Source organism: Bathymodiolus japonicus methanotrophic gill symbiont (assembly GCF_019721995.1).
Lineage (GTDB): Bacteria > Pseudomonadota > Gammaproteobacteria > Methylococcales > Methylomonadaceae > Methyloprofundus.
In genome coordinates, this window is the sequence record NZ_BLYC01000001.1 from 355,946 (window position 1) to 369,116 (window position 13,171).

The following is a 13,171-nucleotide window of genomic DNA, read 5'->3' on the forward strand; positions in this document are numbered from 1 at the left end:
CCATTCAATTGATAAAACATCAATACCTTGTAGAGTACAACAATGACAGATTTATCTCTTTATAGAAATATCGGTATTTTCGCGCATGTTGATGCGGGAAAAACCACAACAACGGAACGTATCCTGAAGCTGACGGGTAAAATCCATAAGCTGGGTGAAGTGCATGATGGTGCTGCAACAACAGATTTCATGGAGCAAGAGCAAGAGCGTGGAATTACGATTCAGTCTGCTGCGACTTCATGCTTCTGGAAAGATCATCGCTTTAATATTATTGATACTCCGGGGCACGTTGACTTTACTATTGAGGTATACCGTTCGTTAAAAGTATTAGACGGTGGTATCGGTGTATTTTGTGGCTCAGGTGGTGTAGAACCACAATCAGAAACTAACTGGCGTTATGCGAATGATTCAGAAGTTGCACGGGTTATTCTGGTTAACAAGCTAGATCGTCTAGGTGCTGATTTTTACCGCGTTGTTAAGCAAGTTGAAGATGTTCTGGGTGCTAATCCGCTCGTTATGGTTCTACCGATTGGAACAGAAGATGACTTCGTGGGTGTGGTTGATTTATTAACCCGTAAAGCATGGGTATGGGATAGTTCAGGTGATCCAACAAACTACGAAATACAAGATGTACCTGCAGATATGGTCGATCAGGTTGAAGAGTGGCGCGAAAAATTAATCGAAACTGCGCTTGAGCAAGACGATGATGCGATGGAAAAATATCTGGATGGTGAAGAGCCAGATATAGAAACTATCAAAGCCTGTATCCGTAAAGGTACAATCAACCTTGATTTCTTCCCGACTTACTGTGGTTCTGCATTTAAAAACAAAGGTATTCAACTAATACTGGATGCGGTTATTGATTATCTGCCATCACCGACTGAAGTTAAGCCACAGCCAGAAGTGGATGAAGAGGGTGAAGAAACAGGTGAATTTGCAATTGTTGATGTCGACAGACCTTTCCGTGCCTTAGCATTCAAAATTATGGATGACCGGTACGGTGCTTTAACCTTTGTACGTATTTACTCAGGTAAATTGAACAAAGGCGATACGATTATGAATAGCTTCACAGGTAAAACTGAACGTGTTGGTCGTATGGTAGAAATGCATGCGGATGAGCGTATTGAGTTAGATAGCGCACAAGCGGGTGGCATTATCGCAATTGTGGGTATGAAAAATGTGCAAACAGGACATACGTTGTGTGATCCAAAGAGCCCTGCAACCTTAGAGCCTATGATATTCCCTGATCCAGTTATCTCGATTGCGGTATCGCCTAAAGATAAAGCTGGTTCTGAGAAAATGGGTATCGCAATTGGTAAGATGGTTGCTGAAGATCCGTCTTTCCGCGTAGAAACTGACGAAGACTCAGGTGAAACGATTCTACGTGGAATGGGTGAGTTACATTTAGATATTAAAGTAGATATTCTAAAACGTACTCATGGTATCGATGTAGAAGTAGGTAAACCTCAAGTGGCTTACCGCGAAACAATCACTAAATCAATTGAAGATAGCTACACACATAAAAAGCAATCAGGTGGTTCTGGTCAATTTGGTAAAATTGATTACCGAATTGAGCCAGGTGAGCCAGGGACAGGTTTTGTTTTTGAATCTAAAGTAACTGGTGGTAATGTTCCTAGAGAATTTTGGCCAGCGGTAGAAAAAGGCTTTAAAAGCATGATTGATACCGGCGTATTAGCGGGTTTCCCATGTTTAGACTTTAAAGTAACTTTATTAGATGGTGGCTTTCATGCAGTGGATTCATCAGCAGTGGCTTTTGAAATCGCAGCAAGGTCAGCGTACCGTCAATCAATTCCGAAAGCAGGGCCTCAGTTGATTGAACCAATCATGAAAGTGGATGTGTTTACTCCAGAAGATCATGTAGGTGATGTGATTGGGGATTTAAACCGTCGTCGTGGCATGATCCAGGGGCAGGAAGCAGGTGTAACAGGTGTACGCATTAAAGCAGAAGTACCACTAAGCGAAATGTTTGGTTATATCGGTGACTTACGTACGATGACATCGGGTCGTGGACAATTCTCTATGGAATTCTCGCATTATCTACCATGTCCTAAAAACGTATCTGAAGAAGTCATTAAAGAAGTTCAGGAACGAGAGAAAGCTAAGAAATAAACGCTGAATGAGCGACTAGCTCAGTTTATAAGTATTGAAGAAGCCACCCGCTTATGTAAGCAGGTGGCTTTTTGTTTCTGGTGGATACAGAAGCTTGGGCTTTACTTGTCTATCAAGTTGGCACTGATATATTGAACTCGACTTTATGCAACTTCCTGCCTGTCTTGTATTGTATGTGTGGAACTTATGTTATTACTTGCATTGACTTCAACATCTAGCGCTTTTAACAATCCATTTTCAATGGAATAGATCCAGCCGTGTACGGTTAAATCTTTATTCTTTCGCCAGGCTCGTTGTACAATCGTGGTATGACATACATTGGCAACCTGTTCAATCACATTTTTTTCGCACAATAAGTCTAGTTTTTCCTGCTCCGTCGCTTTGGCATCTATTTCATCTTTGTGTAAGCGATATACATCTTTAATATGTCCTAACCAGTTATCAATCAAGCCCAGCTCTTTTCCATCATAAGCAGCTTTAATACCACCGCAGCCATAATGTCCACAAACAATAATATGCTTTACATGTAGCACTTCCACAGCAAACTGAATAACTGACAGGCAGTTTAAGTCAGTGTGGACCATAACATTGGCAATATTGCGGTGTACAAAGACCTCACCGGGGTTTAAGTCAATGACCTGGTTTGCAGAAACGCGACTATCGGAGCAGCCTATCCAGAGATACTCAGGCGTTTGTTGCTTGGATAAGTTAAGAAAAAAATTAGGGTTATGTTCCGTCATTTTTCTTGCCCATGTCTGATTTCTTTTTAATAAGTTCTTTAATTGGCGGAGCATAAAATTCTCGTTGTTTTTATTATGATTTCTGGAGTATTGAGCTAACTAAAGAGGCAATTTAGTAACTGAAGTTTCCCAATTATTGAGTAGCTGAAATACACAGTGCTGGTGTATCGAGGTTTATTTTAGGTGGTTTTGCAATGTTTATAGCAAACCCCTACTTAATTCCCCTTAGGCAATAGCATTTGAAACGAATGAAAAGACTATTTTTTTCATATAGTTGTAGCATAGTTTCAATTTTACCATAAATAATTATTGGGAAACTTCAGTTTAGTAAGACAAGTGGTAATGTAAATTTCGCTAGCACAGCCCGCCACTTACTCCATTATCCTGAAAAAAAATCTTAATGCCAGATTAATTTCACTTTTGTGATTATGAACATCATGGCAATATTTTGTGTGCGTGCCTGAATGAAATATTCTGGTTTAGCCTAGAAAGATGCTTTAGTAGTTGTAATTTCAACTAAAAATTAGAATAATAGCAAGTCAGGGGGATTTGTTGGCGCTAAATATTATCATGATGGTAGCGAACCTACCGTTAGCCGATAAAGAACCATTGAGATTTTTTTATTAAAGGAATAGTATGGAAAAATAACTTACTTTCTTTAATATTTTCTATGCAGACATTTGATATGCCCAGTGTTTGCTTACTAAAATGAATAGGGCATGGAGACATTGAAATGAAAAAAATTATCGCTGGTTTAGTAATCTTGTTAGCAAGTACTGCTTCATTTGCAGGTACTTATGAATGTAAAGGCTATTTAGATAATGTTCAGGTTGGGCCTGCAGTTAAAGTAAATGCTACAAAAACACCTATTGCTGAAGATAAGTCTTATGATCGCATGACAAAAGGAGGAGTTAAATTGGATTATGTGAGATGTAAGAAGATAAAATAGACTACAAGAAAGCAACTATTTCTAGTGTAGCAGCTATTTTGGACGGATTAATAGATGTCTGTATTTTTTATTGTAAATCAACAGTTTATTAAACATCTTATCCATCAAACCTAAATAGGTGCTGCACTAGTATAGATAATAATTGCTCTTAGAATCTTTTGCCTCTTTTGAATTTTAATTCGCGGATCTGGAAATAAATAATTGTCCAATAGTGGGCAGGATTTTTGTACGTATTCAAGGCATAGCAGCAGGCTACGTAAAGGTACTACAATGCAGAAGACGGGCAAAAAGATCAGCCGTCGCTGAAAATCAGGGAAACGTAGCCTAAGCGAAGTGATGATTTTTAGTCCGCGATAGCCGTAGGGCCGTTGTTTTGTCGGAGTCTGAGCGTTAGCGAAGGTGGAGACAAAATAAAAGGCCATCCGACACGGCGTCAAGTCATTTGGAGCCTATGTTCCGACCCCTTGTTGGGTCGGGACGAGGTGACGAGGACGAATCGGGGCCGCCGGAGGCATAAGTGGTCGCGTTAAGTTTTTGCTGCTTGCTTGGGCTGGGATGCCCAAAACAAGCTTTCGCAAAAATAGCGACTCCCCGACGTTTATCTTCTTTATCCCACTGCTTTAAGGCTGGATCCGGCATATAAAAGAAAAAACCGACAGGCACTGTAATGGATGAGGTAACTAGCAGCAATAATACTATCGTTTGTCCATTAACATACCCGCCGGAGCCTTTGTGTTTCTGCTTGTAAACCTTATAAATACGTTTTGTAGACTTAGATCGTGCTCGGTCTGATTCATCAAAGGCCAACACACCTTCAGTAATGCCATAACGTTTTAAAATTAAAACCACACTCACCCGTAGCAACCAGTCCCAGGGTATACTTGCTTTACGAAACACCCAGGATAATGCAGCTACTTTGCAATCTTCAAGGCTTGCTCGCTCAAACTTAGCCCAGCAAACAGAGTTCATTAGCAGTATGCCCGTTAAACAAGTGCCCAACCAAGCGGCTTGAATCCGTGTCAAAGCGGCTCCGGGTTTTAGCTGATTGAGCGCATCATTTAAATCGTCAATATAGCTTTGGATAAAGGTGGCTGGGGCATTCATTAACATGGGATTACACCGATAAAATTACAACAACCTCAGAATACCTGATTTTACCTTCTCAATATCAAAAACTTGAACATCGAGTTTTAGCATTGAGATCATGTAATTAGCATGTAGTTTCTGCCGATCCCACCAGACAAAGTCGGTGACGGCTTTATCGTAGACATAGAGATGTTTCTGAGAGCTGTTATTTCCCTTGTTTTGCTTTTCAATATGATCTCGTAACACAGGTATTTCTTGATGTCTCTGAGTTCCGTTTGTCACCAGACAAAGAAATCTGAGCAACCCACTTCTGAGATTCAACGCGTAAATCCCCCCGGCCGCATAAACTTTCCCCTTGCTGTTTTTTTCAGTATGGCAGGCATGATCAATAAAATGTCCATCCGCTGCTTCTATGGTGTATTCGTCAAGTTCCGGGAATGCTTTAAGATAATCAATGCCTTGCGATAGCAGTGTTTCAGAGTGAAGATGATAGCTCTGCTGTTCAAATGCCTCAAGCATACTTGTTCGTCTATGCGACTTCAGTGATTTAAAATACGTTGAGTGGGGAAGCAGCTGGCCATAAATCTGTTCATTGGTTTGGAGGAAATGGCGACCACTATCGACTACACTGATACAGCGTAATAACCCAAGGCGAATAAAGTCGATATCCTTCAACTCTGGGCATGAACGAGCCCACAAAGGATGACGCTCTGCTAACAGGGCACGTTCCATACTTTCATTGCAGTGTTGGTGAATATGTTCAGAGAGTGGTAGGTCTTTAAGCATGGGTGATATCCGTTTATGAGGTGATTAAAACGGAAATTTTTAGAGGAATTTTTTCGGCAAATGCAAGCTTTATTTGAAATTATTTGTTGTTTTTTTACGGTGCCTACAGAGTGTCTATTTGCTGTTATAAGTGATTAAAATCAAAAATATGGGAATATTCGAGTGGTGCTACATTCAGGTAGGTTATAGGCTGCTTTGTTTAGGTACTTCTTCTTTCAATGGAAAAACTGATGTCCACAATAGCACTCACCTGGAATGCTATTAATCCTGCTTTATTACCAGGCACACCTGTATATGCTCGTTTTCGACTTACACGTACCCACTTGACTGATAATGGGGGGACTACTAAAGATGAACGTGCGGAAGGGGGCGCGGCTGATGGCGAAGTAGAAGATTATGCTATTCTTCCCCCCGTTGCGTCACCTGATGCTTATTCGGTAGCTGAAGATGGAAGCTTGAAAATCACCGCAAGCCCGAGAGGTGTGTTAGCGAATGATAATGATCCTGCGAGTAAGCCTCTGACCGCCGCTGAAAATCAGGGAAACGGAGCCTAAGCGAAGTGATGATTTTTAGTCCGCGATAGCCGTAGGGCCGTTATTTTGTCGGAGTCTGAGCGTTAGCGAAGGTGGAGACAAAATAAAAGGCCATCCGACACGGCGTCAAGTCATTTGGAGCCTATGTTCCGACCCCTTGTTGGGTCGGGACGAGGTGACGAGGACGAGGACGAATCGGGGCCGCCGGAGGCATAAGTGGTCGCGTTAAGTTTTTGCTGCTTGCTTGGGCTGGGATGCCCAAAACAAGCTTTCGCAAAAATAGCGACTCCCCAAAGTGCTAGATACTGATGTCAGCAATGGTGTGCTTGCCCTGGATCCCGATGGCAGTTTTACCTATACCCCAACTCGATTACTTGATGGGACAGATACCTTTAGCTATCATGCCAATGATGGTACTTTTGACAGCAACATCGTGACAGTCACCATCACGGTAAATCACATCAATCATCCACCAATTGCGCAGGATGACGGCTACAAAACACCTGAAGATACGCGGCTCAAAGTTACCTCAGCCAAAGGTGTTTTACACAACGATACCGACCCTGATGTACATGACACCTTGCACGCCATCAAGGTCACTGATCCTGGCCATGGCTCGCTGACATTAAATGCAGATGGTAGCCTGGTTTATACGCCAAATGCTAATTACAACGGTCTGGATAGTTTTACCTATAACTCGATGTTCAAGTTTTTCCATCCCATTGCCATCAAACTCTTACCTTCACCCAGCAGAACAATACTTTAATGATGGTGTTGGCCCTAAGCGCCCTAAATCTCTGCCAGTCATATGTTTTCCTGATGGCATCAGTTGAAACACATCCTTTATTAATTCACCTAACTCTTTCAGCTTATCACCAGGATCTGGAAACTCTAGCAATGACGTGATGAACTCAAGCAGTACATCCATTTGAGACTTGCGCTGTAAGCTTCCTACGGTATACTCAGGTAGTTTGCTTTCAATGCGGGCTATTTGCTCTGGGTGAAGGAGAAGGCAATGGTCAAACAAAAGACTCAGAATCAGGCCACGGCTTGATCCCTCTTCATCTAATTGTTTGGCCTCACGCCCCCATCCTTCATAAAGCTTCCAGTCCTCAAAGAAAACCTCAATCAGCCATCTCAACGTATAGGCTTGAATAATATCTTGTGTGCGCCAAGTCAGGTCTGTCGCCACTAAATAGCGATAGTCGTTTTCACCGTCATATTTTAAGGCAATGACAAAGCGTTTTTTACTGTGAGAACTCACCTTCAATCGTGCACTGCTGACAGTCACTTTAATCTCTTTGCCGCCACGTACACGTATTATCTGATCAATGCCTTTGTTAATCGAATTAAAGTAGCTCTCGACTGACCTTATTCTACCTCTATATTCAATATTTTGGTTTTTACGTAATTGGCTAATCACCTGCGAGCCTCCAGATTCTTTAGCGGCTTCGTCCATAAAGGCTTTTTCACCATACAGCGCATCAGCCAGTACGCCTTTAATTTTAATCAGGCTATGCGCAACTTTAAACTCTTTTAATAAGCCTAATGCAATCTCTGTTTTGGTCGGGTAGGCACTGTCACGTTCAGGCTTAATAGGCCGATCTTTTTTTGCTATACCGCTCTTTTTCAACCGTTTATCTTCTTTATCCCACTGCTTTAAGGCTGGACCCGGCATATAAAAGAAAAAACCGACAGGCACTGTAATGGATGAGGTAACTAGCAGCAATAATACTATCGTTTGTCCATTAACATACCCGCCGGAGCCTTTGTGTTTCTGCTTGTAACCTTTATAAATACGTTTTGTAGACTTAGATCGTGCTCGGTCTGATTCATCAAAGGCCAACACACCTTCAGTAATGCCATAACGTTTTAAAATTAAGACCACACTCACCCGTAGCAACCAGTCCCAGGGTATACTTGCTTTACGAAACACCCAGGATAATGCGGCTACTTTGCAATCTCCAAGGCTTGCTCGCTCAAACTTAGCCCAGCAAACAGAGTTCATTAGCAGTATGCCCGTTAAACAAGTGCCCAACCAAGCGGCTTGAATCCGTGTCAAAGCGGCTCCGGGTTTTAGCTGATTGAGCGCATCATTTAAATCGTCAATATAGCTTTGGATAAAGGTGGCTGGGGCATTCATTAACATGGGCTTACACCGATAAAATTACAACAACCTCAGAATACCTGATTTTACCTTCTCAATATCAAAAACTTGAACATCGAGTATAAAGCCAACGACGGACATACCGATAGCAATGCAGTAACGGTTGATATTACGGTTAATGCGGTTAATGATGCGCCTATACCAAGCGCTGATCACTATACGACTGCCGAAGATACAGTGTTAAATATTGATAGTGCACATGGTGTACTGGTGAATGATATTGAGCCTGATGGGGATCAGATGTCTGCAGTTAAATTTAGTGACCCAGCTCATGGACCAGTGGTTTTTAATTTAGATGGAAGTTTTGTTTACTGAAGTTTCCCAATAATTATTTATGGTAAAATTGAAAATATGCTACAGCTATATGAAAAAATAGTCTTTTCATTCGTTTCAAATGCTATTGCCTAAGGGGAATTAAGTAGGGGTTTGCTATAAACATGGCAAAACTACCTAAAATAAACCTCGATACACCAGCATTGTGTATTTCAGCTACTCAATAATTGGGAAACTTCAGTTGTTTATACTCCGGCTACTAATTTTACGGGTGATGACAATTTTATCTATAAAGTGTCTGACGGAAAACTGGGTTCGGGTGATGTGACTGTCACGATTACGGTCACCCTGGTAAATGCCCCACCTGTCGCTTTGGCGGATGCCTATAGTGTCCATGAAGATACTGGCATAAGTATTGATGCAGCCCATGGATTACTTCATAACGACTCCGATCCAGAACATAATCAACTGACAGTTAGCTTAGTCAGTAATGTTAGCAACGGCACGCTACAGATCAATAAGGATGGCAGCTTTGACTATACCCCCGCAACTAATTACAACGGTCTGGATAGTTTTAGCTATAAAGCAAACGATGCTCAACTTGATAGTAACACGGTAACAGTACGTTAAACATTGATGCGGTGAATGATGCACCTGTTGGAGTCAATGATCACTATGTGATCCCTGAAGATACAGTATTGCAGATTATTGCGCAGCAAGGTGTATTGGCTAATGATAGTGATATAGACGGAGATAAGCTACGGGCTTTTAAATTTACTAATCCGGCAAACGGAATCGTGAATTTTAATCTCGATGGTAGTTTTAGCTATACGCCTAATCCTAATTTTAATGGCCTGGATAGTTTCATCTATAAGATTTCAGATGGCACGTTAGGGAGTAATGAAACGACAGTCAGCATTGACGTTCATGCAGTTAATGATGCCCCTGTAGCTCAGGCTGATGTCTATAACACGCCTGAAGATACGCCCATTAAGGTGACTTCAGCTCAGGGTGTGTTAAACAATGACATCGACCCTGATGGAGACACCTTTGCTGGATTACAAACCAGCGCTCCTGCGCACGGAAAAGTGAAATGGGTTCCTTGGGATGGTAGCTCTATTTACACCCCAAACACCAACTTTAATGGTACGGATAGTTTTACTTATAAAGCCTGGGACGGACATTTACTGAGTAATGAGGTAACAATTACCATCAACGTACATCCAGTGGATGATGCGCCTGTGGCAACTGATGATTTATATTCTGTGGGTGAAGATGGTTTCTTGAAAGTAACTGTAGCCAAAGGACTGCTGGCCAATGACCATGATGTTGATGGTAATATCTTGCGCGTGAATAGTATAGTTTCATCAGTGGCTAATGGTGCTTTACAGATGAGTCTTGATGGCAGCTTTACTTATAAACCCAACTTCGGTTTTTTTGGTACAGACAGTTTTACCTACAAAGCGAATGATGGAAAAGTTAATAGTGTCGTGGCAACAGTCACCATTACAGTAACCCATGTTAACCATCCTGTACTACCGAATGCTGATGCCTATACCATAACTCAGGGTGGCCTTTTAACAGTAACAACCGCCAATGGACTGTTAGCCAATGACCTGGATATTGATGGCGATACACTACTGGTAAGCAATATCCCAACTAGCGTCAGCCATGGTACCCTGCAAATGATGCTGGATGGTTCATTTACCTATAAACCTGATCCCGGTTATAGCGGCCCCGATAGCTTTACCTATATAGTCAATGACGGCAGTATCGACAGCGCCCCGGTAACTGTGAGTCTGACCGTAATCCACACCAATCATGAACCTTTAGCTGCAGGTGATGCCTACAGTGTGGTCCAAGATGGCATTTTAACTATTCCAGCTCCGGGCTTATTGGCAAATGACCTGGATATAGATGGCGATAAGCTGTTTGTTTTGATTCAGACTTTTCCAGCTAATGGCGCATTGCATCAGGACTTAGACGGCGGCTTCACCTATCAACCGGCCCCCGGTTTTCAGGGCGTTGATAGCTATTCCTATATGGCTAGTGACAGTCACTTAACAGGCGCGCCATGCTACCTCACGAAATTCCGGGACTCCTGTCGCCATAATTTGTTCACCTACGCAGCGGATGGGAGATGCCCTGAACGCCCTGCGTCCGCAACGACTACGTACAAAAGCCGCTTCGTCATTACTACCTCACTGGCTGGACGGCTATTCGGAATGCAATTCTTGCTCCTCTCGCGTGCTGCTAGCACACGTCGAATCAGCGAATTGCCCTGTCGCCTATCAGGGACTAAAAATCACCACTTCGCTAAGCTCCGTTTCCATGATTTTCAGCGTTTGAACAAAACTATCAGTTCGATGGGCTGGAACTACCCCCCCGTGTCAGGATAGTTTTCGCCTTATTTGAAAAATAATAACTCAAACAAGGGGCGGAAAAATAAAACCATGACAACTCAATACCCAAAAGAAAGAAAAGATGCCATCATTAACAAAACTGAAGTTTCCCAATAATTATTTATGGTAAAATTGAAACTATGCTACAACCATATGAAAAAAATAGTCTTTTCATTCGTTTCAAATGCTATTGCCTAAGGGGAATTAAGTAGGGGTTTGCTATAAACATGGCAAAACCACCTAAAATAAACCTCGATACACCAGCATTGTGTATTTCAGCTACTCAATAATTGGGAAACTTCAGTATTACAGGTTAATGTCGCTAATGGCCTGTTAGCTAACGATTCTGATCCAGATGCCAATATACTGCAGCCCATTATCGTCACTCAGCCAGCAAATGGCATAGTGCATGTATTAGCCGGTGGCAGCTTTAGCTATCAGCCGAACAGCGGATTTTCAGGTGTGAATAGTTTTACCTACAAGGCCAATGACGGCATTGCTGACAGTAATACGGCAATTGTGAAAATTACGGTCAATGCAGTAAATCATGCTCCAATAGCAAAAGCAGGCAACTACTCCACGCCACGGAATGTGCCACTACAGGTTAGAGCACCGGGTATATTGACAGGCGTATCCGATCCGGATGGTGACCAACTGACAGCACGTTTAATTACCCCGCCAGCAGAAGGTTCACTACACATGAACCATGATGGTAGCTTTACCTACACGCCAAAGCCAGCGCCAATTAGAAGAGCAGCGCTCGCTAATCAGGTAAGTTTTACCTTTGTGGTATCGGATGGAAGTAAAAAAAGTGCGAAAACAGTGATACAAAATTTCCAAGGGGATCATTTTACAGCAAATTGATAGCGGATTTTCGGTATCGATACAGTCTGGCTATAATGGTGTTGAAGCGGTATTAGTGCTAATCGCGGCCATGCTTGCATTTCCATCGCCCTGGAAATTTAAGTTATGGGGGATAATCACAGGATTTTTTGCGGTGGAATTGCTGAATATTGTGCGTATTATTTCCTTGTTTTATCTGGGTCAATGGAATCAGGATATTTTTGAATGGGCGCATTTATATATCTGGCAGGCACTGATTATGCTGGATGTATTAATTATCTTTTTACTCTGCTCAGGCTCTTACCTGCAGACCAAGAGGTAAGTGTTGATGCCCATGCAAGTTAGTCCCTCGCTGAAAATCAGGGAAACGGAGCCTAAGCGAAGTGATGATTTTTAGTCCGCGATAGCCGTAGGGCCGTTATTTTGTCGGAGTCTGAGCGTTAGCGAAGGTGGAGACAAAATAAAAGGCCATCCGACACGGCGTCAAGTCATTTGGAGCCTATGTTCCGACCCCTTGTTGGGTCGGGACGAGGTGACGAGGACGAATCGGGGCCGCCGGAGGCATAAGTGGTCGCGTTAAGTTTTTGCTGCTTGCTTGGGCTGGGATGCCCAAAACAAGCTTTCGCAAAAATAGCGACTCCCCGATAGTTGCATTTGTTATCAAGGTATTTCTATTTTTACCACTATGTTACTGGGGCAGGTATGCTTTGGCTGAACTGGCAACGTCTGTTGTTGTGTATTGGTCGGAGCCATTATTACAGCTTTTGTTTCCAGTGCTAATTGCCGGTATTGAGCAAATCGGCTACCGGATTGAGGTGATAGCAGAGGTGACTGTTGCTAGCCAGAATGTGCCAAAAGGGATGGTTGCTGAATTACCGATTCCGGTGAATCCTTTGATATACAGTTATGGCTTGCCGCTTGCATTAGCGCTGATTCTGGCTTTTACCAGGACGTTGCGGAATATAATTATCAGTATTTTAGTGTTTCTGCTTATTCAGATCTGGGGCATCTGTTTTGAATCCCTGAAAGTGCTGTTTTTGCAAACGCCAGCCGAATTGCTGGGTAATATAAAACTGCCTGGCTGGCAACTGGATATTATTGCGCTGGGTTATCAGTTGGGTGCATTGATACTTCCGGCTGTGACTCCCGTTATCATCTGGGTATGGTTTTATAAAGATTTTATAGCCGGTTTTGTACCTGCAATGGGTAAACGGTAGGGCGGACTTTAGGCCGCTATTGTTAATAATTGTGTGGTAGCGGAC

The 13,171-nt window shown here is 42.5% G+C and carries 16 protein-coding genes and 2 pseudogenes; 11 read left to right on the forward strand and 7 right to left on the reverse strand.

Going from position 1 to position 13,171, the window contains the following annotated elements:
* Window positions 1–42: 42 nt before the first annotated feature.
* Window positions 43–2,130, forward strand: coding sequence for an elongation factor G (gene fusA / locus K6984_RS02195; RefSeq protein ID WP_221893973.1), 2,088 nt, complete (start codon window positions 43–45; stop codon window positions 2,128–2,130).
* A 143-nt stretch (window positions 2,131–2,273) separates the two neighbouring features.
* Here the strand turns inward: fusA and can are convergent, their stop codons facing one another.
* Window positions 2,274–2,924 carry a carbonate dehydratase gene (gene can, locus K6984_RS02200; protein ID WP_221893974.1) on the reverse strand — a complete coding sequence of 217 codons (651 nt, stop codon included), beginning with the start codon at window positions 2,922–2,924 and terminating at the stop codon, window positions 2,274–2,276.
* Window positions 2,925–3,603: 679 nt separating this feature from the next.
* Here can and K6984_RS02205 point away from each other — a divergent pair.
* A complete protein-coding gene (locus tag K6984_RS02205) occupies window positions 3,604–3,819 on the forward strand; it encodes a hypothetical protein (RefSeq protein WP_221893975.1) in 216 nt (71 codons plus the stop codon).
* 110 nt (window positions 3,820–3,929) lie between these two features.
* On the opposite strand, the gene K6984_RS02210 is transcribed toward K6984_RS02205, so the two are convergent.
* Genes K6984_RS02210 through K6984_RS02220 form a run of 3 tightly spaced genes read right to left on the reverse strand, consistent with a single transcriptional unit; the run spans window position 3,930 to window position 5,691 of the window.
* Window positions 3,930–4,241, reverse strand: a complete 312-nt coding sequence (locus tag K6984_RS02210; protein WP_221893976.1) for a hypothetical protein — start codon at window positions 4,239–4,241, stop codon at window positions 3,930–3,932.
* Between the two features lie 16 nt (window positions 4,242–4,257).
* Window positions 4,258–4,929: a transposase gene (locus K6984_RS02215; RefSeq protein WP_221893918.1), complete on the reverse strand. Its 672-nt coding sequence runs from the start codon at window positions 4,927–4,929 to the stop codon at window positions 4,258–4,260.
* An 18-nt stretch (window positions 4,930–4,947) separates the two neighbouring features.
* Window positions 4,948–5,691: a hypothetical protein gene (locus tag K6984_RS02220; protein ID WP_221893977.1), complete on the reverse strand. Its 744-nt coding sequence runs from the start codon at window positions 5,689–5,691 to the stop codon at window positions 4,948–4,950.
* Window positions 5,692–6,014: 323 nt separating this feature from the next.
* Here K6984_RS02220 and K6984_RS02225 point away from each other — a divergent pair, with 323 nt between their 5' ends.
* Window positions 6,015–6,245 carry a hypothetical protein gene (locus K6984_RS02225; RefSeq protein ID WP_221893978.1) on the forward strand — a complete coding sequence of 77 codons (231 nt, stop codon included), beginning with the start codon at window positions 6,015–6,017 and terminating at the stop codon, window positions 6,243–6,245.
* A 121-nt stretch (window positions 6,246–6,366) separates the two neighbouring features.
* Here K6984_RS02225 and K6984_RS32255 read toward each other — a convergent pair whose 3' ends face one another.
* Window positions 6,367–6,501: a hypothetical protein gene (locus K6984_RS32255; protein WP_263458625.1), complete on the reverse strand. Its 135-nt coding sequence runs from the start codon at window positions 6,499–6,501 to the stop codon at window positions 6,367–6,369.
* Between the two features lie 18 nt (window positions 6,502–6,519).
* Between K6984_RS32255 and K6984_RS02230 the strand changes: the two genes are divergently transcribed.
* A complete protein-coding gene (locus tag K6984_RS02230; RefSeq protein WP_221893979.1) occupies window positions 6,520–6,990 on the forward strand; it encodes an Ig-like domain-containing protein in 471 nt (156 codons plus the stop codon).
* On the opposite strand, the gene K6984_RS02235 is transcribed toward K6984_RS02230, so the two are convergent.
* The gene (locus K6984_RS02235) at window positions 6,967–8,373 is read right to left on the reverse strand and encodes a transposase (protein ID WP_221893980.1); all 1,407 of its coding nucleotides are present in this window, start codon (window positions 8,371–8,373) and stop codon (window positions 6,967–6,969) included. The two genes, K6984_RS02230 and K6984_RS02235, sit on opposite strands and share 24 nt — an antisense overlap.
* A gap of 66 nt (window positions 8,374–8,439) precedes the next feature.
* Here K6984_RS02235 and K6984_RS02240 point away from each other — a divergent pair, with 66 nt between their 5' ends.
* From K6984_RS02240 to xrtH, 6 genes and pseudogenes are all read left to right on the forward strand, one after another.
* Window positions 8,440–8,706 (forward strand): Ig-like domain-containing protein, encoded by a 267-nt coding sequence (locus tag K6984_RS02240; RefSeq protein ID WP_221893981.1) that lies wholly within the window; start codon window positions 8,440–8,442, stop codon window positions 8,704–8,706.
* 150 nt (window positions 8,707–8,856) lie between these two features.
* On the forward strand, window positions 8,857–9,294 hold the full coding sequence (locus tag K6984_RS02245; RefSeq protein ID WP_230987850.1) for an Ig-like domain-containing protein: 438 nt from the start codon (window positions 8,857–8,859) through the stop codon (window positions 9,292–9,294).
* A gap of 11 nt (window positions 9,295–9,305) precedes the next feature.
* A pseudogene (locus tag K6984_RS35935) lies at window positions 9,306–10,712 on the forward strand (tandem-95 repeat protein); the annotation flags it as partial.
* 85 nt (window positions 10,713–10,797) lie between these two features.
* Window positions 10,798–11,013 carry a hypothetical protein gene (locus K6984_RS30445; RefSeq protein WP_147660483.1) on the forward strand — a complete coding sequence of 72 codons (216 nt, stop codon included), beginning with the start codon at window positions 10,798–10,800 and terminating at the stop codon, window positions 11,011–11,013.
* Between the two features lie 308 nt (window positions 11,014–11,321).
* On the forward strand, window positions 11,322–11,930 hold the full coding sequence (locus K6984_RS02255) for a cadherin-like domain-containing protein (RefSeq protein ID WP_263458636.1): 609 nt from the start codon (window positions 11,322–11,324) through the stop codon (window positions 11,928–11,930).
* Window positions 11,929–12,231 (forward strand): annotated as a pseudogene (gene xrtH, locus K6984_RS02260) (exosortase H); the annotation flags it as partial. The gene K6984_RS02255 and the pseudogene xrtH, both read left to right, overlap by 2 nt.
* Before the next feature lie 177 nt (window positions 12,232–12,408).
* Here xrtH and K6984_RS32260 read toward each other — a convergent pair.
* Entirely contained in the window at window positions 12,409–12,537 is a 129-nt protein-coding gene (locus tag K6984_RS32260) for a hypothetical protein (protein ID WP_263458596.1), read from the reverse strand.
* Here K6984_RS32260 and K6984_RS02265 point away from each other — a divergent pair.
* Complete coding sequence (locus tag K6984_RS02265) at window positions 12,515–13,126, forward strand: exosortase H-associated membrane protein (protein ID WP_338024421.1); 612 nt, start codon at window positions 12,515–12,517, stop codon at window positions 13,124–13,126. The two genes, K6984_RS32260 and K6984_RS02265, sit on opposite strands and share 23 nt — an antisense overlap.
* Window positions 13,127–13,171: the final 45 nt, after the last annotated feature.